This window comes from uncultured Stenotrophomonas sp., from assembly GCF_963519125.1.
Taxonomy (GTDB): domain Bacteria; phylum Pseudomonadota; class Gammaproteobacteria; order Xanthomonadales; family Xanthomonadaceae; genus Stenotrophomonas.
The window spans coordinates 22,592-48,461 of the sequence record NZ_CAUQLJ010000027.1; the positions used below are offsets into that span (position 1 = coordinate 22,592).

The window sequence follows — 25,870 nt, forward strand, 5'->3', positions numbered from 1 at the left end:
TGGCCGATAAGGCTGGCATGACTTTCCGTCGCCACCTTGTTACCGCCCTCCAGCTGGCCGTGCTTGTCGCGGTCTCGCTGCCGGCGGCCGCACAGGACGGGACGCCGCCGGGAAGGACACCGGCGGCGGGCGCTGCCGGGCTGCGCATGCATCTGCGGGTGATCGACGCCTGCCGGCTGCCGGCAGGGGACGGCGCGTCCACCTGCGCTACGGCGCATCAGCGCAGCGACACCCGGATGCCACCGCCGCAACAGGTCCAGGCATTGACGCCCCCAGCGGAGGGCGGGCAGCTGCCGCGCGCATGGCAGACCATCACGTTCTGAGCACGCGCCGCCTTCAGCTGGGCGGACTGCTGGCGGCGATGCTGCTGGGTGGCACAGCGCAGGCACTGGAAGTGTCGCCGCTGCGCGTCGAGCTTGCCCCGGGCCAGGCCCACGCCGAGCTGTGGCTGTACAACGACAGTGCGCAGCCGTGGGCCGGCCAGGCGCAGCTGTATGCCTGGGAACAGACCACGCACGAGGAACTGCTGCGACCCGCCGCCGAGCTGGCGGTCAGTCCGGCCGAGCTGCAGCTGCCGGCGCATGGGCGGCAACGGGTGCGGGTCGTACGGCTGGGGCCTGCGCCAGCAGCCGAACAGGGCTACCGGCTGCTGCTCCGGGCAGGGCCGGACAACCCGCCGGTGCAGGTGTCGCTGCCGGTGTTCGTCGCCGGCGCTGCAGTCTCCGCGGCGCCGATGCTGGCGGTGAGGCTGCTGGATGAGGGCGAACCGGCCGTGCTGGAGCTTTACAATGGCGGGGCCCGGCACGCCCGGCTCGCCGACCTGGCCTGGGTCGCGGCCAATGGCCAGACACGGCCGATCCTGCCCGGGCTGGCCGGTTACGTGCTGGCCGGGCAGACCCGGCGCTGGGTGTTGCCGGGGACCGCCGAGGCCTACCGGGGCGGGCGTTTCAGCGCGCGCATCGGCGACCAGGCCGCCCAGGTCCTGGAGGGCCAGGCCCCTTCAATTGCAACGGGAACGCCGGCCGGGCTATAATCGTCCGGATTCCTCGGCGCCCTGTGCGCCAGGACCCGTCAACACCGGACGTCACCGGTGAATCCACACCTGCCGCCCATATCCGTGCCGGGGTGCTCCGCGAGGAGTTCGGACACGGAAGCGACAGGGAAGCCAAACCCCGGAACCTCCCGCCTTGCGGCGGACCGCCCATCTATTACCCGTGGCGGCCGGTTCCCTATCAGGAGTATTGCAATGCCCCAGGTCACCATGCGTCAGATGCTGGAAGCCGGCGTCCACTTCGGCCACCAGACCCGCTACTGGAACCCGAAGATGGCTCCGTACATCTTCGGCGCCCGCGGCAAGATCCACATCATCAACCTGGAAAAGACCGTTCCGCTCTTCAATGACGCGATGAACTTCATTTCCAGCATCGCGCAGAAGCGCGGCACCATCCTGTTCCTGGGCACCAAGCGCAGCGCACGCGAGTCGATCCGCGAAGAAGCCGAGCGTTGCGGCATGCCGTTCATGAACCAGCGTTGGCTGGGTGGCACGCTGACCAACTTCCGTACCGTGAAGCAGTCGGTTGCCCGCCTGAAGGAACTGGAAGCCGGCGAAACCGACGGCACCTTCGAGAAGCTGGTCAAGCACGAAGTGCTGGGCCTGCGTCGTGAGCGCGACAAGCTGGAAGCTTCGCTGGGCGGCATCAAGGACATGAACCGTCTGCCGGACGCGATCTTCGTGATCGACATCGGCCACGAAGACATCGCCATCAAGGAAGCCAAGAAGCTCGGCATTCCGGTGATCGCGGTGGTCGACACCAACTACAACCCGGAACTGGTCGATTACGCGATCCCGGGCAACGACGACGCCATCCGTGCGGTGCAGCTGTACGCCCGCGCTGCTGCCGACGCCGTGCTGGAAGGCAAGGCTGCCGCGCCGCACGCTGCGACCGTCCGTGAAGAAGACTTCGCCGACGCCGCTGCTGGCGAAGAAGCCAAGCCGGCCCGCCGCGCTCCGGCCAAGAAGGCTGCTGCCGACAAGGGCGAAGCCCAGGCCTGATCCAGGCCACGGTGGGCGCCCGGCGCCCACCGCTCCTGTCCGCTGCCGATGGCGCGGTGACAGGGTTCTGTCACACGGGCCGGCCACCATGCCGGCCCAACCCCTTTCTTTAGTGAGGAATTCCCATGGAAATCACTGCTTCCCTGGTCAAGGAACTGCGTGAGCGCACTGGCGCCGGCATGATGGAGTGCAAGCGCGCGCTTACCGAAGCCAACGGCGACATCAACGCTGCCGCCGAGGCGATGCGCAAGTCCGGCGCTGCCAAGGCCGACAAGAAGGCTGACCGCGTGGCCGCTGAAGGCCGTCTGGGCCTGGCCCAGAAGGACGGCAAGGCCGTGCTGGTCGAAGTCAACTCGGAAACCGACTTCGTTGCCAACGACTCGAACTTCAAGTCGTTCGTGGACGCGGTCGCGACTGCCGCCCTGGAATCCGGCGCTGCCGACGTGGAAGCCCTGAAGGGCGCCGCGCTGCCGACCGGCCAGACCGTGGAAGAAGCGCGCGCCATCGCTGTGCAGACCCTGGGTGAAAACATCCAGATCCGTCGCATGGTGCAGGTCGACACCACCGGCAACATCGGTGCGTACGTGCACACCAACGGCAAGGTCGGCGTGCTGGTGGACCTGACCGGCGGTACGCCGGAACTGGCCCGTGGCCTGGCGATGCACGTGGCTGCGATGAAGCCGCCGCACAACAAGGCAGGCGATGTGCCGGCCGAGTTCGTGGAAAAGGAAAAGGAAATCGAACTGGCGAAGATGTCCGAGAAGGACAAGTCGAAGCCGGCCGACATTCTGGAAAAGATCATCAGCGGCAAGCTGAACAAGATCGTCAGCGACGTGACCCTGTACGGCCAGAGCTATGTGCTGGACGGCGACAAGACCGTCGAGCAGGTCGTCACTGCGGCCAAGGCCGACGTGGTCGGCTTCAAGCTGCTGATCGTGGGCGAAGGCATCGAGAAGGTGGTGGAAGACTACGCTGCCGAAGTGATGAAGCAGGCCGGTCTGGCCTGATATCGCCGCTCAGCGATTACGAAAAAAGCCCGGCTCGCGCCGGGCTTTTTTTTTTGGATCAGCCCTTGGCCTGGAAGGTGACTTCCTCATAGGGCTGTACCACTACCCAGCCCTCCCCTGCGAACTTCAATTGCAGGGTCTCGCCCGAGCCTCTTCCTACCAGCGTGCCAAGCGACATGTCGGTGACGATGTCCGGGGTAAGCGTGCCCGACCAGGCGACCGTGGCATTGGGGTCGGTGAATACCGGGCCGCCCTGGGCGGTGACCGGCAGGGTCAGCGGTTCGTAGTGGGAGGTGATGGCGACGATGCCGTGGCCGCTCAGGCGCATGTTGAACAGGCCGCCGGAAAGCATGCCGGCGACGCGGCGCATCATGGTGATCTTCGACTCGATGCCGGTTTCGAAGGCGAGCACGTCGTTGCCGTTGACGAAGATCGACTCGCCGGCCAGGCGCAGCAGGGTGACCTGCTTGCCGGCGTCGGCCAGGTAGGCGCGGCCCTGCCCTTCGATTTTCATCAGCTGCAGGCCTTCACCGCTGACCATTTTCTTCAGCAGGGTGCCAAGGCCCTGCTCGAGGATGCCCTGGCGGGTGAATTTGACGGCGCCCTTGCGCGCAACCATGGACCCGGCCTTGGCCCAGACCAGGCCGTTGACCCGGACTTCCAGCAGGTGCGGGCTTTCGAGTTCGAAAGCATCGGCGCTGATATCTTTTTCGCGGGTGCTGGAAAGGAATTCGCTGAGGGTTTTCACTGCCATGTGGCCACTTCCGTTTTCTGGGAAGGCGAATGGTACTGCGCAGCGGGTGGCACTCGCCCATTCGGTGGCGAATGTGGTACCTAAGACATCATTGTCCTGCGCAAGAGCCGGCACTCAAAACTGTGACGCACTCCATGTATTCTTGCCACATCACTTCAGTATTCCCATCATGCCTCCCGAGCTGACAGCCGTCCTGGCGCTCTGCCGCAACCTGCCCTCGCCGCCCGGTATCGCGCTGCGCATCATTGAGCTGGCGCAGGATCCGGAAACCGACATCACCACGGCCGCCGACGTGATCGCGATCGACATGGCGCTCAGCGCGCGCATGCTGCGCATCGCCAATTCGCCGCTGTATGCCAGCCGCCGCCGGATCGAGAACCTGGGCCAGGCGCTGACCATGTTGGGGCTGAACGCCACCATCAGCCTGGCGCTGGGCTTCACCGTGACCCAGAACCTGGCCGCGCCGGGCCAGGGCCAGGACGTGCGGGCACGGGCCTGGCGGCGCAGCATCCTGAGCGCGCTGGCGGCCAGCCTGCTGGGCCAGGCGCGCGGTCTGCGCAAGGCCGAAGAATTGATGCTGGCCGGCCTGCTGCAGGACATCGGGGTGCTGGTGCTGGCCCAGAGCGAGCCGGACCGGTACCTGCCGCTGCTGCGCGAGGCCCGCGACAACGACGAGCTGCTGGCGCTGGAGCGGGAACAGCTGGACTGCAACCACGCCGAAGTCGGTGCGTGGATGGCCGAACAGTGGGACCTGCCGCGCTACCTGGTCGAGGCGATCGCGCACAGCGAGGCGCCGGCCACCCCGGAGGACACCTTCCAGGCCTGCGTGGCGCTTTCCGGTGCTGTTGCGGACATCTGGCTCAGCGCCGATGCGGACGCCGCGCGCGAAAAGGCGCTGCAGCGGGTCAATGAGACCCTGCAGCTGGACAGCGCCCAGTTCGACCAGGTGCTGGCCCGGATCGGCGAGGCCCTCCCGGAGATCAGCGCGCTGTTCGAAACCACCCTGATTTCGCCGGCCCGGGTACAGCAGCTGATCGACCATGCCCAGGAGCTGGCGACCCTGCGCAACCTGCGCGAAATGCAGGACGCCGCCCTGGCCCGGCAGCGCGCCGACGAGTTCGAGGCGCGCGCCAACCGGCTGGCCGAACAGGCCCACCGCGACGCGTTGACCGGCGTGCTCAACCGCCGCCAGCTGGAGGCAGTGCTGGAGCAGGAATTCCTCCGCGCGACCCGGCATGGCTGGCCGCTGTCGGTGGCGTTCATCGACCTGGACGATTTCAAGAAGATCAACGCCGCACACGGCCACCTGCTCGGTGACCAGGTGCTGCGGGCGTTCGCCGGCAAGCTGCAGGAACACCTGCGCAACAGCGATACCGTGGCGCGCTTCGGCGGCGAGGAGTTCATTGCGCTGCTGCCCAATACCACCGAAACCGTGGCGCTCGAAGTCGTGCGCCGGGTGTTGGCCAGCATCGTCAACACGCCCATGGCCGAGGTGGCCAGCGGCCCGTTGTTCATCACGTTCTCGGCGGGCGTGGCCACCCAGGGCGGTTATGAGCGTTTTGCCGATGTTCAGGACCTGTTGAAGGCCGCCGACGACGTGCTTTACCGTTCCAAGAACCTGGGGCGCAACCGCGTGATCGCGCGTTCGCCCAGTACCGCGCCGGCCTGAATGGGCTCAGGAACCGGCCATCGCGCGCTGTGGCAGGCCTCCGCCGCAGCGCAACAAAATTTCCACGCCGAGCGCCGCCGCTTCCAGTAGAATTCCCGCGTTTTCCACGCATCCAGAGGCCACCATGTCCAATCTCACCTATCGCCGCATCCTGCTGAAAGTTTCCGGGGAGGCGCTGATGGGAGACGAGGACTATGGCATCGACCCCAAGGTGATCAACCGCCTGGCGCGTGAAGTGATCGAAGCCCAGCAGGCCGGTGCCGAAGTGGCGCTGGTCATCGGCGGCGGCAACATCTTCCGCGGCGCCGGCCTGGCCGCGGGCGGCATGGACCGCGTCACCGGCGACCAGATGGGCATGCTGGCCACGGTGATCAACGCGCTGGCCATGCAGGACGCGCTGGAGAAGCTGGGCGCCAAGGCCCGCGTGATGAGCGCGATCAAGATCAACGACGTGTGCGAGGACTACATCCGCCGCCGCGCCATCCGCCACCTGGAAAAGGGCCGCCTGGTGATTTTCGCCGCTGGCGTCGGCAGCCCGTTCTTCACCACCGACTCCGGCGCCGCGCTGCGTGCGATCGAGATCGGTGCCGACCTGCTGCTGAAGGCGACCAAGGTCGATGGCGTGTACGACAAGGACCCGAACAAGCACAGCGACGCGGTCCGCTTCGACAGCCTGAGCTACGACGAAGTGATCCGCCGCGGCCTGGAGGTGATGGATACGGCGGCCTTCGCACTGGCCCGCGACAGCGACCTGCCGATGCGCGTGTTCGACATGGGCCAGCCGGGCGAGCTGCTGAAGATCCTCAGCGGCGAGAACATCGGCACCCTGGTCCAGGGCCGCGATCCGGCCTGAGCCTGAGCGCCAGGCGAGCTCCGGGCCGATTCAGGCCCGGCAGCGTCCCGTATTCGCCTATAATCGCCCGATTCCAGTTACACCCAGGACCGGGCGATGCTCAACGACATCAAGAACAACGCGCAGACGCGCATGGCCAAGAGCATCGACGCTCTGAAGCACACCCTCACCTCGATCCGCACCGGCCGCGCCACCCCGGCCCTGCTGGACCGCGTCACGGTCAGCGCCTATGGCAACGCCAGCACCCCGCTGAACCAGGTCGCATCGATCTCCAACGCCGACGCCCACTCGCTGCTGGTCACGCCGTTCGACAAGAGCATGATCAAGGAGATCGAAAAGGGGCTCTACAACGCCGAGTTCACCCCGAACACCCTGGGCACCGCGATCCGCATCAACATGCCGCCGCCGACCGAAGAGCGCCGCAAGGAGCTGGCCAAGCAGGTGCAGAAGGAAGGCGAAGGCGCCAAGATCGCCGTGCGCAACATCCGCCAGGACGCCAACAAGGCGATCGCTGCCCTGATCAAGGACAAGGCGATCAGCGAAGACGACAAGAAGCGCGGCGAAGACGACATCCAGAAGCTGACTGACAAGTCCATCAAGGACGTCGACAGTGTGGTCGCCGAGAAGGAAAAGGAACTGATGGCGGTCTGAGCATGAGCCAGACCCCGACCAGCAGCCCCAGCACCGCCGTGCCCCGCCACGTTGCCATCATCATGGATGGCAACGGTCGCTGGGCGCAGAAGCGGCGCCGTCCGCGCGTGATCGGCCACCGTGCCGGCGCGCGTGCGGTCAACCGCACCATCGACTTCTGCCTGGAGCGCGGTATCGCCGCGCTCACGTTGTTTGCCTTCTCCAGCGAGAACTGGGGCCGGCCGAGCGACGAGGTGGATGCGCTGATGAAGCTGTTCCTCAATGCCCTCGACCGCGAGGTGGATGAACTCCACCGCCGCGGTGTGCGCGTGCGCTTCATCGGCGAACGCGAGCGCTTCGGTGCGGGGCTGGTCAGCCGCATGCAGCTGGCCGAGCAGCGCACCGCCGGCAACAGCACGCTCACCCTGAGCATTGCCGCCAGCTACGGCGGCCGCCAGGACATCGCCCGTGCCGCACGCGAACTGGCCGCCGAGGTCGCGGCCGGTCGCCTGCTGCCCGACCAGATCGATGAAGCGCTGCTCGGCAGCCGCGTCGCACTGGCCGACCTGCCCGCGCCGGACCTGTTCATCCGCACCGGCGGCGATACCCGCGTCAGCAATTTCCTGCTGTGGCAGCTGGCCTATACCGAACTGTGGTTCACCGAGGTGCTGTGGCCCGAGTTCGACGCCGCCATCCTGCAGCAGGCGCTGGACGCCTACGCTGTCCGTGAACGCCGCTTCGGCCTGACCAGCGCCCAGATCGCCGCCCAGGCCACCGAGACCTCGACCCCATGACCAAGACCCGCGTCATCGCCGCCCTGATCATGGCGCCGCTCGCCATTGCGGCCATCCTGCTGCTGCCCACCCAGTGGCTCGCCGCCGCCGCCGCCGCCGTGTTCCTGATCGGCCTGTGGGAATGGCTGAAGCTGGCCGACGTGGAAGACACCCTGGCGCGCACCGTACTGCTGGTACTGAACCTGGTGCTGATGGTGCTCATCGTGTGGGCCGACGCCGGCTCGCTGGTGCTCTACCAGATCGCCGCACTGGTCGGCATCGGCTGGTGGCTGCTGGCCCTGCTGTGGCTGCGCTTCTTCACCTTCGGTGCCGAACCGGGCAGCCCGGCGCGCGCGCTCAAGCTGCTTGCCGGCAGCCTGGCGATCGTGCCGGCCTGGGCCTCGCTGGTACTCATTCACGCCAGCGGCGACAACGGCCACCTGTGGCTGCTGACCGCCCTGGCTGTGGTCTGGGCCGCCGATTCCGGCGCCTACTTCGCCGGGCGCAGCCTGGGCCGGACCAAGCTGGCGCCGCGGATCAGCCCCAACAAGACCTGGGAAGGGCTGGGCGGCGGCATGCTGGCCGGCCTCGCCGTGGCGCTGCTGTTCGGCTGGATCGCCGGTGTGAGCCCAGACCATGTGGTCGGCCTGGTCATCACCGCCGTGGTCAGCGTGTTCGCGTCGGTGCTGGGCGACCTGTACGAAAGCCTGATCAAGCGCCATGCCGGCGCCAAGGACTCGGGCCACATCATCCCGGGCCACGGCGGCGTGCTGGACCGCATCGACGGCGTGCTGGCCGCGCTGCCGGTGTTCGCGCTGGGCAAGGAAATCTTCGGGTTCTGACCATGCACAGCGCTTCTGCTCCCCGCCGGGTTGCCGTGTTCGGTGCCACCGGCTCGATCGGCGCGTCCGCATTGGACGTGATCGCCCGCCACCCGGACCGCTACCGTGCCACCGTGCTCGCCGCGGGCACCCAGGTGCAGGCGCTGCTGGCCCTGTGTGCCGCGCACCGCCCGCTGCATGCGGTGATTGCCGACGAAGACCGCTACGCTGAGCTCCGCGACGGTCTGCGCGCGGCCGGCCTGGACACCGAGGCGCACGCCGGCGCCGCCGCGCTCGACCAGCTGGCCGCCAGCGATGCCTGCGACACCCTGGTGGCCGCCATCGTCGGCGCGGCCGGACTATCCTCGACCCTGGCCGCGGCCGATGCCGGCAAGCGCATCCTGCTGGCCAACAAGGAATCGCTGGTGCTGGCCGGGGAGCTGCTGACCCGCCGCGCCAGCGCCGCCGGCGCCGAGATCATTCCGATCGACAGCGAACACAGCGCCATCTTCCAGTGCCTGCGCTCGCGCGATGCCAGCCTGGACCAGGCCGGTGTCCGCCGGATCCTGCTCACCGCCTCCGGCGGCCCGTTCCGTGGGCGCAGCAGGGCCGAGCTGGCCAGGGTCACCCCCGCCCAGGCCGTTGCCCACCCGAAGTGGTCGATGGGCCCGAAGATCTCGGTGGATTCGGCGACGTTGATGAACAAAGGGCTGGAAGTCATCGAGGCCCACCACCTGTTCAACATCCCCGGCGAGCGCATCGAGGTGCTGGTCCACCCGCAGAGCCTGGTGCATTCGCTGGTGGAATTCGTCGACGGCTCCACCCTCGCCCAGATGGGCCTGCCGGACATGCGCACCACCCTGGCGGTGGGCCTGGGCTGGCCGCAGCGCATCGAATCGGGCGTGGGCGGGCTGGACCTGCTGGCCCAGGGCCGGCTGGATTTCGAAGCGCCCGACACCGAGGCGTTCCCGTGCCTGGCGCTGGCCTGGCAGGCGATGGCCGCCGGTGGCACCGCCCCGGCGATCCTCAATGCGGCCAATGAAATCGCCGTTTCAGCGTTTCTTCAGGGGCGGATCGCTTTCCTAGCCATTCCAGAGCTGGTCGCTAACGCACTTTCAACACTGCCGGCAGCGTCCGCCGATACACTGGAGGGCCTGCTGGCCGCCGACCAGCGCGCCCGACAGATCACCCAAGCCGCCATCGACCACGCCTGAATGCCCTTCCCGCTCCTTTCCAGCGACCTCCACCATGGGTGAATTCATCGGCTCCGTCTGGTGGATGATCGTCAGCCTTGGCGTGCTGGTGACCTTCCATGAATTCGGTCATTACTGGGTGGCGCGCCGCTGCGGAGTGAAGGTGCTGCGCTTCTCGGTCGGCTTCGGCCGCCCGCTGTGGATGCGTCGCAACCGCAATGGCACCGAGTTCGCCATCGCCGCCATTCCCCTCGGCGGTTACGTGAAGATGCTGGACGAGCGCGAGGTCGAGGTGCATCCGGCCGAGCGCGGCCTGGCCTTCAACCACAAGACTGTCTGGCAGCGCATCGCCATCGTCGCGGCCGGCCCGCTGGCCAACCTGATCCTGTGCGTGGCCCTGCTCTGGGCAATGTTCGTGCTGGGCAAGCAGGACTACTCGGCCACCATCGGCCGCACCACCGGCATGGCCCAGGCGGCAGGGCTGCAGGCCGGCGACCGCGTGCTGAGCGTCGACGCGCGCAGCGTGGTCACCGCCAGCCAGGCCGCGATGGCACTGACCACCGCCGCGATGGACCGCCACGATGCCCAGGTGGAAGTGCGCGACGCGCAGGACCGGGTGCGCACCCGCACCCTGCCGCTGTCGCAGCTGCCGGCCGGTTTCGACGAACGCTGGGTGTCTTCGCTGGCCGGACTCACCTGGCAGTTCCACCTGCAGCCGGCCATGGTCGAGCAGGTCGTGCCCGATTCGGCGGCGCAGGGCGTGCTGCTGCCCGGCGACCTGATCGTGGCCGTGGACGGCGAGCGCATCGACGCGGCCGACCAGGTCTCCCCGGCCATCCAGGCGCTGGGCAAGCGTGGCGGCCCCGGGATGGTCGAGGTGCTGCGCGGCGGCGAGCGCCTGGCGCTGGAAATCACCCCGCGCCAGGGCAAGGACGGTCGTGGCCAGCCCACCTGGCAGGTCGGGGTGGGTTTCCCGCAGTCCAGCGCACCGGCCTACGACACCACCCTGCAGTACGGCCCGCTGGCAGCGATCCCGGCGGCGCTGCGCGAAACCGCGCGTGCAGCCAGCGATTCGCTGGGCATGATGCGCCGCATCGTCACCGGCAATGCCTCGCTGCAGAACGTTTCCGGCCCGGTCACCATTGCCCGCGTGGCCAACCAGACCGCCCAGCGCGGGCTCGATTGGTTCCTCTGGTTCCTGGCCGTGCTCTCGCTCAGCCTGTGCATCATAAATCTGTTGCCCATCCCCATCTTGGACGGCGGGCACCTGCTGTATTACCTTATTGAGTTGGTCAAGGGCAGCCCGCTGAGCGAGCGTGCCATGGCGACCGGCCAATACATCGGCCTTGCCATGCTGGCCGGACTGATGGGACTGGCGTTCTACAACGACATCCTCGGTCTGGTCCCGCGATGAACTTTTACCCTTTTGTCGTCGTCTTATGCGCCGGCATCCCGAAACAACGTATTCGACTCCAACCGGACGTGACATGACGCGACTCCCCAATCGCCGCCTGCTTGCCCTTGCACTTGCTGCCGTCTTCGGCGCGCCTGCTCTGGCCCAGGCAGCCGAGCCCTTCACCGTCAGCGACATCCGTGTCGACGGCCTGCAGCGCATCACCTCCGGTACCGTGTTCACCTACCTGCCGGTGGAACGCGGTGAGACCCTGACCGACAACAAGGTCGGCGAGTCCATCCGCGCCCTGTACAAGACCGGCTTCTTCGAAGACGTGCAGCTGCAGCGCCAGGGCGACATCCTGGTGGTCACGGTCAAGGAACGCCCGGCGATCAACAAGCTCACCGTGACCGGCAACAAGGACATCAAGAGCGACCAGCTGTTGAAGGGCCTGAGCGACATCGGCCTGAGCGAGGGCGGCACCTTCGACCGCCTCAGCCTGGACCGCGTGACCCAGGAGCTTCGCCGCCAGTACAACGACCGTGGCAAATACAACGTCGAGATCACCCCGACGGTGAGCCCGCTGGACCGCAACCGCGTGGACATCGCGATCGCCATCAAGGAAGGCAAGGCGGCCAAGATCCGTCACGTCAACCTGGTCGGCACCGAGAAGTTCGAGAGCAAGGACATCCTGGAGACCTGGGAGTCCAAGGAGCACAACTGGGCGTCGTGGTACCGCCGTGACGACCAGTACTCCAAGGAAAAGCTGTCCGGCGACCTGGAAAAGCTCAATTCCTGGTACCTCGACCGCGGCTATGTCGACTTCAGCATTGATTCGACCCAGGTGTCGATCAGCCCCGACAAGCGCGACATGTTCCTCACCGCCGGCGTGACCGAGGGTGCGCAGTACAAGATCTCCGAGATCAAGGTCAGCGGCGACACGATCCTCCCGCAGGAGGACGTCGAGCGCATGGTGATCCAGAAGTCCGGCGACACGTTCTCGCGTGCGCTGCTGGAATTCAGCTCGGACACCATCACCAACTCGCTGTCGAACATCGGCTACGCGTTCGCCAAGGTGAACCCGATCCCGACCACCAACCGCCCCGAGCAGACCGTGGCGATCAACATGCAGGTCGTGCCCGGCCCGCGCGTGTCGGTGCGTCGCATCCTGTTCCGTGGCAACACGCGTACGTCCGACGAAGTGATGCGTCGCGAAATGCGCCAGTTCGAGAACAGCTGGTACTCGCAGGCCGCGATCGACCGCTCCAAGATCCGCCTGCAGCGCCTGGGCTACTTCGAGTCGGTGGACGTGGAAACCCCGGCCGTCAGCGGCAGCAACGACCAGGTCGACGTCGTCTACAACGTCAAGGAAACCACGTCCGGCAGCTTCGTGTTCGGCCTGGGCTACTCGCAGTCCTACGGCATGACCACCTCGGTGCAGCTGTCGCAGAACAACTTCCTCGGCGGCGGCAACCGCGTGTCGGTCGAAGCCTCGCGCAGCAGCTACCTGCAGCGCTACGGCTTCAGCTACACCAACCCGTACTTCACCGATGACGGCGTGTCGCTGGGCTACAACCTGTCCTGGCGCGAGCTGGACTACTCCGACTTCAACACCGCGCAGTACAACAGCACCAATGGTTCGGCGCAGGTGGTGTTCGGCGTGCCGATCACCGAGACCGATACCGTCTCGCTGATGTTCGGCATCGACAGCAACCAGATCACCACCTACCAGGGCTCGACCCCGCAGTCGATCATCGACTACATCAACGCCGTCGGTAAGCGCACGTTCCATGCCTGGCGCACCGAGCTGGGCTGGGCGCGTGACTCGCGCAACGACTACTTCATGCCGACCCGCGGTACCTACCAGCGCATCGGCCTGGAAACCACGCTGCCGGGTTCGACCATCGAGTACTACAAGCTGAACTACCAGATCAGCAAGTACTGGCCGATCATGCCGTCGCTGGTGATCAACACCCGTGCCGAAGTGGGCTACGGCGATGCCTATGGCAACGACTACACCCGCACGCTGACCAACCCGGACGGCACCACCCGTATGGTGACCGCCAGCGGCCTGCCGTTCTTCGAGAACTTCTACGCCGGCGGTACCAACTCGGTGCGTGGCTTCGAAGACAACACCCTCGGCCCGCGCGAAGTCACCAACGGCTATCCGGAAGGCCAGCCGCTGGGTGGTTCGCTGAAGACCGTCGGTTCGGTCGAAGCCTACTTCCCGCGCCTGTTCGACAGCCCCTCGGCCCGCGTCTCGGCGTTCTTCGACGTCGGCAACGTGTACAACGGCGTGGACAACTTCAAGGCCAACGAACTGCGTGCCTCGGCCGGTGTCGCCCTCCTCTGGCGCGCCCCGGTCGGCCCGATCTCGATCAGCTATGCCTTCCCGTTGAAGAAGGAAGACGGAGACGAAATCGAGCGCTTGCAGTTCACGTTCGGCGGCCAGTTCTAATCCAGCCGCCGCAGATTGCAGAAACGCCGGGCATTGCCCGGCTTTTTTGTTTGCAGTTGAAGCCAACGGCAGCGTTTCAATTTCTCCGTGCTGGGGCGGCCGCCGGGCAGGGTCGTGTGCGGTCGGGAATGGCAGACACGCGTGGCGTGTCACTACGCGGATTCGACATGGTGCGCCGGCCCGCTTTGGTAGGGTCGGTTCCCAAACGACCGCCGTGAAATCCTCCGCGCCCGGTAACGCATGAAAATGATCGGTACCGCACAGCCGGCAAACGGCCGGCACCCGCTGTTGCCTTGGCCACCGACCCACTGTCAAAGGGTCGACCGGGGGCGGTTTGCGGGGGAATCGGCGCCATGGATGGCGACCGCTTAGCCCCCATGGATGGGTTTACGGCGACCCCGCAAACCGGCACCGGGCGGCCCAAGCCAGGGAAACCGCACACCCCAAGGCTGTTCGCCTGAATCCAGCAGCAGCCGGGCAGAGCCCGGCTCTACCGCAGCCCATGCAACCCCATACCCCCCAAACAACCACCAGACCCAGCGTGGCCCAACCAAAACCGGCCAAACATGACCGAAGTCACGCCACACGGTAAACTTCCGCCGTGAACACTCCTACCTATACCGCCCAGCAACTCGCCGAGCAGTTTGGCCTGCAGGTCCATGGTGATGGCAGCACCGCCATCCGTGGCGTGGCCACGCTTGCCCATGCCGGCCCCGGCCAGCTGACCTTCCTGGCCAACCCGCGCTACCGGACCCAGCTGGCCGACAGCCAGGCCGGCATCGTGGTGCTGCGCGCCGACGACGCCGAGGCGGCCCCCGCCACCGCGCTGATCGCCAAGGACCCCTACACCACCTTCGCCAAGATCGCCGCGCTGTTCGACATCGCCCCGACCCGGCCGCCTGGCATCCACCCCAGCGCCGTCATCGACCCCGACGCCCAGATCGCCGCCAGCGCCCACATCGGCCCCTTCGTCACCATCGGCGCCCGCAGCGTCGTCGGCGAAAACTGCATCATCGGCCCCGGCAGCATCATCGGCGAAGACTGCACCCTCGACACCGGCTGCGAACTGATCGCCCGCGTCACCCTCGTCACCCGCGTCCGGATCGGCAAGCGTGTGCGCATCCATCCCGGCGCCGTGCTCGGTGCAGACGGCTTCGGCCTCGCCATGGACGCCGGCAGCTGGATCAAGGTGCCCCAGCTTGGCGGCGTGCGCATCGGCGACGACTGCGAGATCGGCGCCAACACCTGCGTCGACCGTGGCGCCCTTGAAGATACCGTGCTCGACAACGACGTCCGCCTGGACAACCTCGTCCAGATCGCCCACAACGTCCAGATCGGTGCCCACTCCGCCATCGCCGGCTGCACTGGCATCGCCGGCAGCGCCAAGATCGGCCGCTACTGCCTGCTCGGCGGCGCCGTCGGCGTCGTCGGCCACCTCGAGATCTGCGACAAGGTGGTCATCACCGGCAAGTCCGTCGTGCGCAACTCCATTACCGAACCGGGCGAATATTCCTCCGGTACCCCGTTGACCGACAACCGCACGTGGCGCAAGAACGCCGCGCGCTTCAAGCAGCTTGATGCCCTGGCCCGTCGCATCCTGTCTGTAAGCAAGGAGAAGGAATGAGCCACGAACAGAAGCTGCCGGACATCACCCAGATCCAGGCGTTGATCCCGCACCGCTACCCCTTCCTGCTGGTCGACAAGGTCGTTTCCATCGACTACGAGAACCGCACCATCGTCGCCACCAAGAACGTCAGCATCAACGAACCGTTCTTCCAGGGCCACTTCCCCACCCAGCCGATCATGCCCGGCGTGCTGATCATCGAAGCCATGGCCCAGGCCGGCGGCGTCCTGACCCAGCTCACCCTCGGCCGCGATGCCCAGTCCAAGCTGTTCTACATGGTCAAGGTCGACAAGGCCCGTTTCAGCAAGCAGGTCGTCCCCGGCGACGTGCTCGAAATGCATGTCCAGATCAAGCGCGTCATCCGCAACATGGCCGTCTACGACTGCATGGCCAAGGTCGACGGCGAAGTCGTCGCCTGCGCCGAAGTCCTCTGCGCCGGCACCCGCGAATGAGCGCGCCGCTCATCCACCCCACCGCGGTCATCGACCCGTCGGCGAAACTGGCGGCGGATGTGCGTGTCGGTGCGTTCTGCCTGATCGGTGCCGACGTCGAGATCGGTGAAGGTACCGAAGTCGGCCCGCACTGCTCCATCCACGGCCCGACCCGGATCGGCCGCAACAACCGCTTCATCGGCCATGTGGCCGTGGGCGGCGAACCGCAGGACAAGAAGTACGCCGGCGAACGCACCGAACTGGTGATCGGCGACGACAACGTGTTCCGCGAATTCGTCACCCTCAACCGCGGTACCGGCGGTGGCGGTGGCATCACCACCATCGGCAACGGCAACTGGATGCTCGCCTACACCCATGTCGCGCACGACTGCCACGTGGGCAACAACTGCGTGTTCTCCAACAACACCACGTTGGCCGGCCACGTCACCGTAGGCGACTACGTCATCATCAGCGGCTTCGCCGGTGCCCACCAGTTCTGCCGGATCGGCGCCCACGCCTTCCTCGGCATGGGTGCGCTCACCAATGGCGACGTCCCACCGTTCACCATGGTCGGCAGCGACTCGCTCGGCCGTCCGCGCGGCATCAACAGCGAAGGCCTCAAGCGCCGTGGCTTCGACGCCGAGCGCATCGCCAGCATCAAGCGCGCCTACCGCACCCTGTACGTGGCCGGCCTGCCGCTGGCCGAAGCCAAGGTCCAGCTGGCCGAACAGGCCGCGCACAGCCCCGACGTCAAGGACATGCTGGACTTCATCGAGCACGCCGAGAGGCCGCTGCTGCGATGACCGGCCGCCCGCTGCGGATCGCCCTGGTCGCCGGCGAAGCCTCCGGCGACCTGTTGGGCGCCGGCCTGGTGCGTGAACTGCAACAGCGTTTCCCCGATGCCGAATTCGCCGGCATCGGCGGCGACGCCATGCGCAACGCCGGCTGCCAGACCTGGTTCGACGCCAGCGAACTGGCCGTCATGGGCCTGACCGAAGTGCTGCGCCACCTGCCGCGCCTGCTCAAGCTGCGCAAGGCCTTCCGCAACCGCGTGCTCGAGTGGCAGCCGGATGTGTTCATCGGCATCGACGCGCCCGACTTCAACCTCGGCGTCGAGCGCTGGCTGAAGGAACGCGGCGTGCGCACCGTGCACTACGTCAGCCCCTCGGTCTGGGCCTGGCGCGAAAAGCGCGCCGAGAAGATCGGCGCCAGCGCCGACCTGGTGCTGTGCCTGTTCCCGATGGAACCGCCGATCTACGCCCGCCATGGCATCGACGCGCGCTTTGTCGGGCATCCGATGGCCGACGATATTCCGCTGCACAACGACCGCGAAGCCGCGCGCGTTGCGCTCGGCCTGCCCGCCAACGCCAAGGTCCTGGCCGTGCTGCCCGGCAGCCGCCTGGGCGAGATCAGCAAGCTCGGCGAAGCGTTCTTCGAAGCCGCCTGGCAGGTCTCCGAACGCATCCCCGGCCTGCACGTGGTGGTGCCCGCCGCCAACCCGGCCTGCCGCCGCCTGATCACCGAACAGCTCTCGCGCTCCGCGCTGCCGGTGGCCTACTCGCACGTGCTCGACGGCCAGGCCCGCACCGCGATGATCGCCGCCGACGTGGTCGTGCTCGCCTCCGGCACCGCCACCCTGGAAGCCATGCTGGTCAAGCGCCCGATGGTGGTGGGCTACCGCGTCGCCGAGCTGACCTACCGCATCGTCAAGGCGCTGGGCCTGATCAAGGTCGACCGCTTCGCCCTGCCCAACATCCTGGCGGGCAAGGACCTGGCGCCCGAACTGATCCAGCACGACTGCGTGCCGGACAAACTCGCCGACGCCATCGAGCAGTGGTTCGAGAACCCGCAGCGGGGTCTCGACATCCAGCCGACCTACGAGCAGCTGCACCTGCAGCTGCGCCAGGACGCCTCCGCACGCGCCGCCGACGCCGTCGCCGAACTGCTCGCACGGGGCGCCGCCCCCGGCGCCCCGGCATGAGCCGGCGCCACGCCGCTGCCGCCTCGCTGGCGCTGTTCGACGGCGCCGCCCTGGCCACCGTTGCCCCACGCTACGTGGCCGGCGTCGACGAAGCCGGTCGCGGCCCGCTGGCCGGCCCGGTCGCCGTGGCCGCCGTGGTGTTCTGCCCCGACCGCCCGCGCCTGAACGGCCTGGACGACTCCAAGCAGCTCACCGCGCTGCGCCGCGACCAGCTGTTCGACCGGATCCAGCAGCGCGCCCTGGCCTTCCACGTCGTGATGGTGGAGGTCCACGAGATCGACACCCTCAACATCTTCCAGGCCACCATGCTGGGCATGCGCCGCGCCGTTGAAGCCGTGTCGCACGTGGCCCAGTTCGCCCGTATCGACGGCAACAAGGTGCCCAAGGGCCTGCCCTGCCCGGCCGAGGCGCTGATCGGTGGCGACGCCCTCGACCGCGCCATCATGGCCGCCTCGATCCTGGCCAAGGTCAGCCGCGACCGCTACATGCTGCAGCTGCATGAACAGCATCCCGAATACGGCTTCGACCAGCACAAGGGCTATGGCACCCCGGCCCACCTGGCCGCACTGCGCGCGCATGGGCCGTGCGCCCACCATCGGCAGAGCTTCGCGCCGGTCAGGGACTGCGTGACCGCCTGATATGGCGCAGCCACGCAGGGCGTGGCTGAATCCACCGGACATCCCCGCCTGAAGCCCGGGGATGTCAAGCCTTGTCCGGCTTGGTCCGCACCGCTACCCTGACCGGGCATTACATTGGCCCGGCATGACCACTTCCCGTTTCGTACATCTGCACGTCCACACCGAATTTTCGCTGGCGGATTCGACCATCCGTGTCCCGGCGAAACCGGATCAGGCTGACCCGAAGAAGGCCAAGCAGGCCAACCTGCTCAGCCGCGCGGTCGAACTGAACCTGCCTGCGCTGGCAGTGACCGACCTGAACAACCTGTTCGCGCTGGTCAAGTTCTACAAGGCCGCCGAAACCGTCGGCATCAAGCCGATCGCCGGCGCCGACATCATGATCGCCGAAGAGGGCATGACGCCCTGGCGCATGACCCTGCTGTGCCGCGACCGCGAAGGCTACCTGAGCCTCTCGCGCCTGCTGACCCGCGCCTGGATGGAAGGCCACCGCCCTGAAGGCGGCGTCGCCGTGCATCCGGACTGGCTGAAGGCCGGTTGCCACAACCTGTTTGCCCTGGCCGGCCGCGACAGCCTGGCCGGACGCCTGGCCGGCGACGGCCGTCACGACCTGGCCGAACAGCAGCTGGCCGACTGGCAGCGCGTGTTCGGCGACGGCCTGCACCTGGAACTGACCCGCACCGGGCGCGATGGCGAAGAGGCCTTCAACCAGTTCGCACTGATGGCCGCCGGCCAGCGCGGCCTGCCGGTGGTCGCGAGCAACGACGTGCGCTTCCTGCGTCCGGACGACTTCAGCGCCCACGAAGCGCGCGTCTGCATTTCCTCCGGCCGCGTGCTGGACGATCCCAAGCGCCCGCGCGACTACAGCGAACAGCAGTACCTGAAGTCGCCCGAAGAGATGTGCGCGCTGTTCGCCGACATTCCCGACGCGATCGACAACACGCTGGCGCTGGCGCAGCGCTGCAACATGGAAATGCGCCTGGGCACCTACTTCCTGCCCGACTACCCGGTGCCCGACAACGAAACGCTGGACAGCTGGATCTGCAGCGAATCGCGCAAGGGCCTGGACGCGCGCCTGGAAAAGAATCCATTGGCCGCCGGCAAGACCCGCGAAGACTATTTCGAGCGTCTCGAGTTCGAGCTCGCCACCATCATCAAGATGGGCTTCCCCGGCTACTTCCTGATCGTGGCCGACTTCATCCAGTGGGGCAAGAACCAGGGCATTCCGATCGGCCCCGGCCGTGGCTCCGGCGCCGGCTCGCTGGTGGCCTGGGCGCTGCAGATCACCGACCTCGACCCGATCCCGTACAACCTGCTGTTCGAGCGGTTCCTCAACCCCGAACGCGTGTCGATGCCCGACTTCGACATCGACTTCTGCATGGACCGCCGCGACGAGGTGATCGACTACGTCGCGCGCAAGTACGGGCGCGAGCGCGTCAGCCAGATCATCACTTACGGCACCATGGCCGCCAAGGCGGTGGTGCGCGACTCCGGCCGCGTGCTGGGCTTCCCGTACGGCCTGGTCGATGGTGTTTCCAAGCTGATCCCGAACATCCTCGGCATCCACCTGAAGGATGCACTGGGCAAGGGCAAGGAAGGCCCCAGCTCGGAAATGGCCTCGGCCGAACTGATCCAGCGCTACGAGACCGAGGACGATGTCCGCGACCTGATCGACCTGGCGCTGCAGCTGGAAGACCTGACCCGCAACGCCGGCAAGCATGCCGGTGGCGTGGTGATCGGGCCCGAGCCGCTGAGTGAGTTCTGCCCGCTGTACGCCGAACACGACGAGAACGGGCTGGGCAAGAACCCGGTCACCCAGTTCGACAAGAACGACGTGGAAGAAGTGGGCCTGGTGAAGTTCGACTTCCTCGGCCTGCGCACGCTGACCATCATCGACTGGGCGGTGAAGGCGATCAACAAGCGCCACGAGCGCGCCGGCATCCCGCCGGTGGACATCGCCGCGATTCCGCTCGACGACACGCCCACCTACAAGGACATCTTCGCCAACGGCAACACCGGCGCGGTATTCCAGTTCGAATCCTCGGGCATGCGCCGCCTGCTGAAGGACGCGCGCCCCGACCGTTTCGAAGACCTGATCGCGCTGGTGTCGCTGTACCGCCCTGGCCCGATGGACCTGATTCCTTCGTTCAACGCGCGCAAGCACGGCCAGGAAGAAATCATCTATCCCGATCCGCGCACCGAAGCGATCCTGAAGGACACCTACGGCATCATGGTGTACCAGGAGCAGGTGATGCAGATGGCGCAGATCGTGGGCGACTACTCGCTCGGCGGCGCCGACCTGCTGCGCCGCGCGATGGGCAAGAAGGTGCCGGCGGAAATGGCCAAGCACCGCGAGATCTTCCGCGAAGGCGCGGCCAAGGGCGGCGTGGAAGGCCCCAAGGCCGATGAAATCTTCGACCTGATGGAGAAGTTCGCCGGCTACGGCTTCAACAAGTCGCACGCTGCCGCCTACGCGCTGGTCAGCTACCAGACCGCCTGGCTCAAGAAGCACTATCCAGCCGAATTCATGGCCGCCACGCTGTCCTCGGACATGGACAACACCGACAAGGTGGTGGGCTTCCTCGCCGAAGTGCGCAACCTCGGCCTGACCGTGCTGCCGCCGCGCGTGAACGAGTCGGCGTACATGTTCGAGGCCTCCAGCCCGGACACCATCCAGTACGGCCTCGGCGCGATCAAGGGCGTCGGCCAGGGTGCGTGCGAAGCGGTGGTCGACGAACGCGTGGCCAAGGGCCGTTACGAATCGCTGCTCGATTTCTGCATGCGCATCGAGTCGGGCAAGCTCAACCGGCGCACCCTCGAAGCGATGATCAACTGCGGCGCGCTCGACGGCCTCGGCAGGAACCGCGCCTCGCTGATGCTGCAGCTTCCCGAAGTGCTCAAGGCCACCGACCAGATGTCGCGCGAGAAGGCCTCCGGGCAGAACTCGCTGTTCGGCGCGCCGGATCCGGTCAGCACCGCGCTGCAGCTGGACCTGCCCGAAGCCAAAGAGTGGGCGCTGGGCCAGTTGCTGGACGGCGAACGCGAAACCCTGGGCTTCTATCTCAGCGGGCATCCGTTCGACCCGCATGCCGACGACGTCAAGGAACTGGTCGGCACCGACCTGGGCATGCTGGAAAAGCTCATCCCCCCTGCCCGGCCGAGCAAGGACGGCGAGAAGCGCGCCTGGCGCCAGGAGACCCCGGTGATCCTGGCCGGCCTGGTGGTCGGCGTGCGCCGCAAGGGCGAAAGCCAGATCTTCATGCAGCTCGAGGACGGCAAGGGCCGGGTCGAGTGCAGCGCCTTCACCGACGGCCTGGCCGAGTTCGGCCACCTGATGACCAAGGACCGCATTCTGGTGGTCAAGGGCGGCCTGCGCGAAGACGAGTTCAACGGCGGTTACGCCCTGCGCATCCGCCAGTGCTGGGACTTCGAGGAAATCTGCGCCAATTACGCCACCCGCCTGTCGCTCCGCCTCGACCTGCGCCAGGGCGAGCCGGTCTGGAGCCGGGTCAACGCCCTTCTCGACCGTCACCGCCCCGGCCGTACGCCCCTGCGCCTGGACCTGCTGCTCGGCTCCGAACAGGGCCCGGTGGCCGGCATGCTGGACGTGGCCGGCGACGTCGCCGTGCGCGTGGACAGCCAGCTGGTGGACGCCCTGCGCGCCGATCCGGCGGTACGCACACTGAAGGTGCGCTACAGTCCGCCGTGGGCCAACTAGGCCAGTACCAGACGACCCCGTACGGGGCATTTCGACGCATTCGGCTACACTTTCCCTCTTTACTTCACGACGGCTTCCGATGAATCCGAACTACCTCGACTTCGAGCAACCCATCGCTGATCTGGAGGCAAAGATCCAGGAGCTGCGCAGCGCAAGCGCCGGCCCGGCGGTCAATGTCGAGGCCGAAGTGCGCACCCTGCAGGACAAGCTGCGCCTGCGCACCGCCCAGATCTTCCGCAACCTGACCTCGTGGCAGGTGCTGCAGCTGGCCCGGCATCCGTCGCGCCCGTACACCGCCGACTACATCCGGATCATCTGCGACGAGTTCCAGGAGCTGGCCGGCGACCGCGCCTTCGCCGACGACAAGGCGATCATCGGCGGCCTGGCCCGCATTGGTGGCCGTTCGGTGATGCTGATCGGCCACCAGAAGGGCCGCGATACCAAGGAAAAGATCAAGCGCAACTTCGGCATGCCCAAGCCGGAGGGCTACCGCAAGGCCCTGCGCCTGATGAAGATGGCCGAGCGTTTCGGCCTGCCGGTGCTGACCCTGATCGACACCGCCGGTGCCTGGCCCGGCATCGACGCCGAGTCGCGCAACCAGTCCGAGGCGATCGCGCGCAACCTGATGGAGATGGCCGAGCTGAAGGTGCCGGTGATCTGCACCGTGATCGGTGAAGGCGGCTCCGGCGGCGCACTGGCGCTGGGCGTGGGCGACCGCACCCTGATGCTGGAATACAGCGTGTATTCGACGATCAGCCCGGAAGGTTGCGCCTCGATCCTTTGGAAGGATGCGGGCAAGGCCAAGGACGCTGCAGAGCAGCTGGGTTTGACCGCCCCGCGCTTGAAGAGCTTGGGCCTGGTCGACAAGGTCGTGCGCGAGCCGACCGGGGGTGCACACCGTAATCCGGCGCAGATGGCCAAGCGTTTGAAGGCCGTGCTGCTCAATGAGCTGGATGCGCTGGAAGGGCTGACCACGGAAGACCTGCTGCAGAAGCGCTATGAGCGCCTGCGGAGTTACGGGGCGTACGAAGCGGCGTGATGCGCCGTTGTTTCGTGCAATAAAAAACCGGGCTTTCGCCCGGTTTTTTTTTGCGTGGATGTCCGGCACCTTAGAACGGTTTAGCCAACACCAACCACACCACCCCGACAAACAACACCAGAGGCAATTCATTGAACCAGCGCAGCGCGCGCGAGGACGGCAGCACCTTTCCCTTCACCGCGCCCTTCAACAGCCGCCCGGTCCAGCTGAAATACACCAGCAGCAGCACCACCAGTCCCAGCTTGGCATGCAGCCACCCCGCCGCGCCCGGCGCGACCATGGTCGGGAAGTCCGGAATCACCTTGTAACCCAGCCACAGCACCAGCCCCAGGATCAGCGCGAAGCCGAACATCATGTGGCCGAAGCGGTACAGACGCAGGCCCATCAACTGCAGCCGCTCGATCACCGGCAGCTGGCCAGCGGTCTCGCTCAGGTTGACCAGGATCCGCGGCAGGTAGAACACCGACGCCATCCACGCCACCACGAACACCAGGTGGAAGGTCTTGACCCAGTAGTAGGACTGCATGCGCTTGCTCCGTCGGCTGGCTTGGGATGTCGTTCATTCTGGCCGATTCCGTGCGCGCACGCATGCGCGACGGTTTGACGCAGCGCGGTACCATGGGCTCCGTTTTCCCGCCTGCCCACTGCTTCCATGTCCAAGACCTACGACCAGGCCTATTTCCAGCGCTGGTACCAGCCCGACCAGACCGGTGGCGCGGCGCGCCTTGCACGCAAGGTCGCGCTGGCCGTGGCCAGTGCCGAGTACTACCTGGAGCGGCCGATCCGCAGCGTGCTGGACATCGGTGCCGGCGAAGGCGCCTGGCGCGCGCCGCTGCTCAAGCTGCGCCCGCGCGTGCAGTACATGGGCTTCGACAGCAGCGCGTATGCGGTGCAGCGCTACGGACGCAGCCGCAACCTGCACCCGGCAACAGTCGGCGATTTCGCCTGGCTGCGGCCCTGCGCGCCGGTCGACCTGCTGGTGTGTTCGGATGTGATGCATTACGTGCCGTCCCGCGAACTGCGCCCGGCGCTGGCCGGCTTCGCCGAGCTGACCGCCGGCGTGGCCTTCCTGGAGGCCTTCACCGCCGAGGATGAGTTCGAAGGCGACCACGAAGGTTTCCAGGCCCGCCCGGCGGCGTGGTATCGGCGGCATTTGAAGGCCGAGGGATTCACCGCGCTGGGCTCGCACTGCTGGCTGTCGCCGGCGCTGGCGGGTCACGCGGCGGCGCTGGAGCGTCCGAGGTAGAGCCACGCCCTGCGTGGCTTCGCGATGCCCTGATCGGAAGCCAGCCACGCAGGGCGTTGCTCTGCCATCTCAGGGTTCGTTGCGACTAGCGCCTATTAAGGCGCATCCGCCGCGGTTGCTATATGCTGCGCGGCAACATAAGACCATACATATTCGGACGTCATGCTCTATCAGCTGCATGAATTGACCCGCAACCTGCTCGCCCCCTGGGTGCACCAGGCCCAGGCCAACGCCAAGTTCTTCGCCAACCAGGGCCACTGGTGGTCGCAGATGCCCGGTGCTGATCGCCTGGCGGCGGTCAATGAACTGTTCCACCGCATCGGCAAGGATTACGAGAAGCCCGAGTGGGGCATCAACGAAATCGACGTCGATGGCGAACGCGTGCCGATCGTCGTGCACGAGGAAGTGAGCAAGCCGTTCTGCAAGCTGCTGCGCTTCAAGCGCCACAGCAATGAAGCCGACCAGCTGCACACGATGCTCAACCAGCCGTTCGTGCTGGTGGTGGCGCCGCTGTCGGGCCACCACGCCACGCTGCTGCGCGATACCGTGCGCACGCTGCTGCGCGACCACCGCGTGTACGTCACCGACTGGGTGGACGCGCGCATGGTGCCGTCCAGCGAAGGCGAATTCGGCCTGGACGACTACATCGCCTACATCCAGGAATTCATCCGCCACCTCGGTGTCGAGCGCCTGCACGTGGTGAGCGTGTGCCAGCCAACCGTACCGGTGCTGGCCGCGGTTTCGCTGATGGCCAGCCGTGGCGAACCGACGCCGCGCACGCTGGTGATGATGGGTGGCCCGATCGACGCCCGCTGCAGCCCGACCGCAGTGAACAACCTGGCCACGCAGAACCCGCTGTCGTGGTTCGAGAACAACGTCATCCACACCGTGCCGCCGGGTTATCCGGGCGCAGGCCGCCGCGTGTATCCGGGCTTCCTGCAGCACGCCGGGTTCCTGTCGATGAATCCCAGTCGCCATTTCAGTTCGCACTGGGATTTCTATGCCGACCTGGTGAAGGGCGACATGGAAGACGCCGACGCGCACCGCCGCTTCTACGACGAGTACAACGCGGTGCTGGACATGCCGGCGCGCTACTACCTGGACACCATCCGCGTGGTGTTCCAGGAATTCCTGCTGCCGCGCGGCGAGTGGTACGTGAACGGCGAACGCGTCGATCCCGGTGCGATCACCGGCACGGCGCTGCTGAGCATCGAAGGCGAGCTGGACGACATCGCCGGGCTGGGCCAGACCGAAGCAGCGCAGGAACTGTGCACCGGCATCCCCGCCGAGCGCCGCGAGCATTTCATCGTCGAAGGCGCAGGCCATTACGGCATCTTCAGCGGCCGCCGCTGGCGCGAAACGGTCTACCCGAAGGTGCGCGATTTCTTCGCAGCCAATGCCAAGGCAGCGGCAAAGCCGAAGAAGACGCCAAAGACCGCCAGCAACGTCACCCCGATCCGGAAGAAGGTGGGGTGAACCCGCTGCGGGGGGGGGGGCGGGGGGGGGCCCCCCCCCGCTCAACACACGCCCCCCCCCATGCGTTGCCCTAAGGCCCGGGCCCGGGGCCGGGGAGCGCGCCCCGGGGCGGGGGG

General features: G+C 66.8%; 22 protein-coding genes and 1 pseudogene. 21 read left to right on the plus strand and 2 right to left on the minus strand.

The window, feature by feature from the left end; translation table 11 throughout:
* The first annotated feature begins 17 nt into the window (after positions 1 to 17).
* The 4 genes from RYM47_RS17440 (at position 18) to tsf (ending at position 3,060) form a co-directional block, all read left to right on the plus strand.
* On the plus strand, positions 18 to 323 hold the full coding sequence (locus tag RYM47_RS17440) for a hypothetical protein (RefSeq protein ID WP_315389561.1): 306 nt from the start codon (positions 18 to 20) through the stop codon (positions 321 to 323).
* Entirely contained in the window at positions 302 to 1,033 is a 732-nt protein-coding gene (locus RYM47_RS17445) for a fimbria/pilus periplasmic chaperone (RefSeq protein WP_315389562.1), read from the plus strand. Before RYM47_RS17440 ends, RYM47_RS17445 begins: the two co-directional genes overlap by 22 nt.
* 213 nt (positions 1,034 to 1,246) lie before the next feature.
* On the plus strand, positions 1,247 to 2,053 hold the full coding sequence (gene rpsB / locus RYM47_RS17450) for a 30S ribosomal protein S2 (RefSeq protein ID WP_315389563.1): 807 nt from the start codon (positions 1,247 to 1,249) through the stop codon (positions 2,051 to 2,053).
* Between the two features lie 125 nt (positions 2,054 to 2,178).
* Positions 2,179 to 3,060, plus strand: a complete 882-nt coding sequence (tsf, locus tag RYM47_RS17455; protein ID WP_315389565.1) for a translation elongation factor Ts — start codon at positions 2,179 to 2,181, stop codon at positions 3,058 to 3,060.
* Positions 3,061 to 3,118: 58 nt separating this feature from the next.
* Here tsf and RYM47_RS17460 read toward each other — a convergent pair whose 3' ends face one another.
* Positions 3,119 to 3,814: an AIM24 family protein gene (locus RYM47_RS17460; RefSeq protein ID WP_315389566.1), complete on the minus strand. Its 696-nt coding sequence runs from the start codon at positions 3,812 to 3,814 to the stop codon at positions 3,119 to 3,121.
* A gap of 169 nt (positions 3,815 to 3,983) precedes the next feature.
* On the opposite strand from RYM47_RS17460, the gene RYM47_RS17465 reads away from it, so the two are divergent.
* From RYM47_RS17465 to RYM47_RS17535, 15 genes and pseudogenes are all read left to right on the plus strand, one after another.
* Positions 3,984 to 5,483, plus strand: coding sequence for a GGDEF domain-containing protein (locus RYM47_RS17465; RefSeq protein ID WP_315389567.1), 1,500 nt, complete (start codon positions 3,984 to 3,986; stop codon positions 5,481 to 5,483).
* 124 nt (positions 5,484 to 5,607) lie between these two features.
* Positions 5,608 to 6,336 (plus strand): UMP kinase, encoded by a 729-nt coding sequence (gene pyrH / locus RYM47_RS17470; protein ID WP_315389568.1) that lies wholly within the window; start codon positions 5,608 to 5,610, stop codon positions 6,334 to 6,336.
* A gap of 96 nt (positions 6,337 to 6,432) precedes the next feature.
* Positions 6,433 to 6,987, plus strand: coding sequence for a ribosome recycling factor (gene frr, locus RYM47_RS17475; protein ID WP_315389569.1), 555 nt, complete (start codon positions 6,433 to 6,435; stop codon positions 6,985 to 6,987).
* Between the two features lie 2 nt (positions 6,988 to 6,989).
* Complete coding sequence (gene uppS / locus RYM47_RS17480; protein ID WP_315389571.1) at positions 6,990 to 7,760, plus strand: polyprenyl diphosphate synthase; 771 nt, start codon at positions 6,990 to 6,992, stop codon at positions 7,758 to 7,760.
* Complete coding sequence (locus tag RYM47_RS17485; protein WP_315389573.1) at positions 7,757 to 8,581, plus strand: phosphatidate cytidylyltransferase; 825 nt, start codon at positions 7,757 to 7,759, stop codon at positions 8,579 to 8,581. Before uppS ends, RYM47_RS17485 begins: the two co-directional genes overlap by 4 nt.
* A 2-nt stretch (positions 8,582 to 8,583) precedes the next feature.
* Entirely contained in the window at positions 8,584 to 9,774 is a 1,191-nt protein-coding gene (locus tag RYM47_RS17490) for a 1-deoxy-D-xylulose-5-phosphate reductoisomerase (RefSeq protein WP_315389575.1), read from the plus strand.
* Between the two features lie 34 nt (positions 9,775 to 9,808).
* Positions 9,809 to 11,167 carry an RIP metalloprotease RseP gene (gene rseP / locus RYM47_RS17495; protein WP_315389577.1) on the plus strand — a complete coding sequence of 453 codons (1,359 nt, stop codon included), beginning with the start codon at positions 9,809 to 9,811 and terminating at the stop codon, positions 11,165 to 11,167.
* Between the two features lie 73 nt (positions 11,168 to 11,240).
* The gene (gene bamA / locus RYM47_RS17500) at positions 11,241 to 13,604 is read left to right on the plus strand and encodes an outer membrane protein assembly factor BamA (RefSeq protein ID WP_315389579.1); all 2,364 of its coding nucleotides are present in this window, start codon (positions 11,241 to 11,243) and stop codon (positions 13,602 to 13,604) included.
* Positions 13,605 to 14,205: 601 nt separating this feature from the next.
* Positions 14,206 to 15,228 carry a UDP-3-O-(3-hydroxymyristoyl)glucosamine N-acyltransferase gene (gene lpxD / locus RYM47_RS17505; RefSeq protein ID WP_315389581.1) on the plus strand — a complete coding sequence of 341 codons (1,023 nt, stop codon included), beginning with the start codon at positions 14,206 to 14,208 and terminating at the stop codon, positions 15,226 to 15,228.
* Positions 15,225 to 15,680: a 3-hydroxyacyl-ACP dehydratase FabZ gene (fabZ, locus tag RYM47_RS17510; RefSeq protein ID WP_315389582.1), complete on the plus strand. Its 456-nt coding sequence runs from the start codon at positions 15,225 to 15,227 to the stop codon at positions 15,678 to 15,680. The genes lpxD and fabZ overlap by 4 nt, the downstream gene beginning before the upstream one ends.
* A complete protein-coding gene (gene lpxA, locus RYM47_RS17515) occupies positions 15,677 to 16,462 on the plus strand; it encodes an acyl-ACP--UDP-N-acetylglucosamine O-acyltransferase (protein ID WP_315389584.1) in 786 nt (261 codons plus the stop codon). The genes fabZ and lpxA overlap by 4 nt, the downstream gene beginning before the upstream one ends.
* Positions 16,459 to 17,640, plus strand: a pseudogene (gene lpxB, locus RYM47_RS17520) (lipid-A-disaccharide synthase); the annotation flags it as partial. The gene lpxA and the pseudogene lpxB, both read left to right, overlap by 4 nt.
* The gene (locus RYM47_RS17525) at positions 17,637 to 18,278 is read left to right on the plus strand and encodes a ribonuclease HII (protein WP_315389586.1); all 642 of its coding nucleotides are present in this window, start codon (positions 17,637 to 17,639) and stop codon (positions 18,276 to 18,278) included. The pseudogene lpxB and the gene RYM47_RS17525, both read left to right, overlap by 4 nt.
* Before the next feature lie 124 nt (positions 18,279 to 18,402).
* On the plus strand, positions 18,403 to 21,993 hold the full coding sequence (dnaE, locus tag RYM47_RS17530) for a DNA polymerase III subunit alpha (protein WP_315389588.1): 3,591 nt from the start codon (positions 18,403 to 18,405) through the stop codon (positions 21,991 to 21,993).
* Positions 21,994 to 22,072: 79 nt separating this feature from the next.
* Entirely contained in the window at positions 22,073 to 23,032 is a 960-nt protein-coding gene (locus RYM47_RS17535; RefSeq protein ID WP_315389591.1) for an acetyl-CoA carboxylase carboxyltransferase subunit alpha, read from the plus strand.
* 70 nt (positions 23,033 to 23,102) lie between these two features.
* Here the strand turns inward: RYM47_RS17535 and RYM47_RS17540 are convergent, their stop codons facing one another.
* The gene (locus tag RYM47_RS17540; RefSeq protein WP_102946699.1) at positions 23,103 to 23,558 is read right to left on the minus strand and encodes a CopD family protein; all 456 of its coding nucleotides are present in this window, start codon (positions 23,556 to 23,558) and stop codon (positions 23,103 to 23,105) included.
* A 126-nt stretch (positions 23,559 to 23,684) separates the two neighbouring features.
* Here RYM47_RS17540 and RYM47_RS17545 point away from each other — a divergent pair, with 126 nt between their 5' ends.
* Positions 23,685 to 24,278, plus strand: coding sequence for a class I SAM-dependent methyltransferase (locus RYM47_RS17545; protein ID WP_315389593.1), 594 nt, complete (start codon positions 23,685 to 23,687; stop codon positions 24,276 to 24,278).
* Between the two features lie 162 nt (positions 24,279 to 24,440).
* Positions 24,441 to 25,754 carry a polyhydroxyalkanoate depolymerase gene (phaZ, locus tag RYM47_RS17550; RefSeq protein ID WP_315389595.1) on the plus strand — a complete coding sequence of 438 codons (1,314 nt, stop codon included), beginning with the start codon at positions 24,441 to 24,443 and terminating at the stop codon, positions 25,752 to 25,754.
* The last annotated feature ends 116 nt before the right edge of the window (positions 25,755 to 25,870 follow it).

Bases quoted from the DNA above. Each gene is read 5' to 3' on its own strand.
- RYM47_RS17535 (WP_315389591.1), top strand. From the start codon at position 22,073: ATGAATCCGAACTACCTCGACTTCGAGCAACCCATCGCTGATCTGGAG.
- lpxA (WP_315389584.1), top strand. From the start codon at position 15,677: ATGAGCGCGCCGCTCATCCACCCCACCGCGGTCATCGACCCGTCGGCG.
- RYM47_RS17465 (WP_315389567.1), top strand. From the start codon at position 3,984: ATGCCTCCCGAGCTGACAGCCGTCCTGGCGCTCTGCCGCAACCTGCCC.
- RYM47_RS17490 (WP_315389575.1), top strand. From the start codon at position 8,584: ATGCACAGCGCTTCTGCTCCCCGCCGGGTTGCCGTGTTCGGTGCCACC.
- RYM47_RS17445 (WP_315389562.1), top strand. From the start codon at position 302: ATGGCAGACCATCACGTTCTGAGCACGCGCCGCCTTCAGCTGGGCGGA.
- RYM47_RS17545 (WP_315389593.1), top strand. From the start codon at position 23,685: ATGTCCAAGACCTACGACCAGGCCTATTTCCAGCGCTGGTACCAGCCC.
- rseP (WP_315389577.1), top strand. From the start codon at position 9,809: ATGGGTGAATTCATCGGCTCCGTCTGGTGGATGATCGTCAGCCTTGGC.
- rpsB (WP_315389563.1), top strand. From the start codon at position 1,247: ATGCCCCAGGTCACCATGCGTCAGATGCTGGAAGCCGGCGTCCACTTC.
- fabZ (WP_315389582.1), top strand. From the start codon at position 15,225: ATGAGCCACGAACAGAAGCTGCCGGACATCACCCAGATCCAGGCGTTG.
- frr (WP_315389569.1), top strand. From the start codon at position 6,433: ATGCTCAACGACATCAAGAACAACGCGCAGACGCGCATGGCCAAGAGC.
- RYM47_RS17525 (WP_315389586.1), top strand. From the start codon at position 17,637: ATGAGCCGGCGCCACGCCGCTGCCGCCTCGCTGGCGCTGTTCGACGGC.
- RYM47_RS17485 (WP_315389573.1), top strand. From the start codon at position 7,757: ATGACCAAGACCCGCGTCATCGCCGCCCTGATCATGGCGCCGCTCGCC.
- dnaE (WP_315389588.1), top strand. From the start codon at position 18,403: ATGACCACTTCCCGTTTCGTACATCTGCACGTCCACACCGAATTTTCG.
- RYM47_RS17440 (WP_315389561.1), top strand. From the start codon at position 18: ATGACTTTCCGTCGCCACCTTGTTACCGCCCTCCAGCTGGCCGTGCTT.
- bamA (WP_315389579.1), top strand. From the start codon at position 11,241: ATGACGCGACTCCCCAATCGCCGCCTGCTTGCCCTTGCACTTGCTGCC.
- phaZ (WP_315389595.1), top strand. From the start codon at position 24,441: ATGCTCTATCAGCTGCATGAATTGACCCGCAACCTGCTCGCCCCCTGG.
- RYM47_RS17460 (WP_315389566.1), bottom strand. From the start codon at position 3,814: ATGGCAGTGAAAACCCTCAGCGAATTCCTTTCCAGCACCCGCGAAAAA.
- tsf (WP_315389565.1), top strand. From the start codon at position 2,179: ATGGAAATCACTGCTTCCCTGGTCAAGGAACTGCGTGAGCGCACTGGC.
- RYM47_RS17540 (WP_102946699.1), bottom strand. From the start codon at position 23,558: ATGCAGTCCTACTACTGGGTCAAGACCTTCCACCTGGTGTTCGTGGTG.
- pyrH (WP_315389568.1), top strand. From the start codon at position 5,608: ATGTCCAATCTCACCTATCGCCGCATCCTGCTGAAAGTTTCCGGGGAG.
- uppS (WP_315389571.1), top strand. From the start codon at position 6,990: ATGAGCCAGACCCCGACCAGCAGCCCCAGCACCGCCGTGCCCCGCCAC.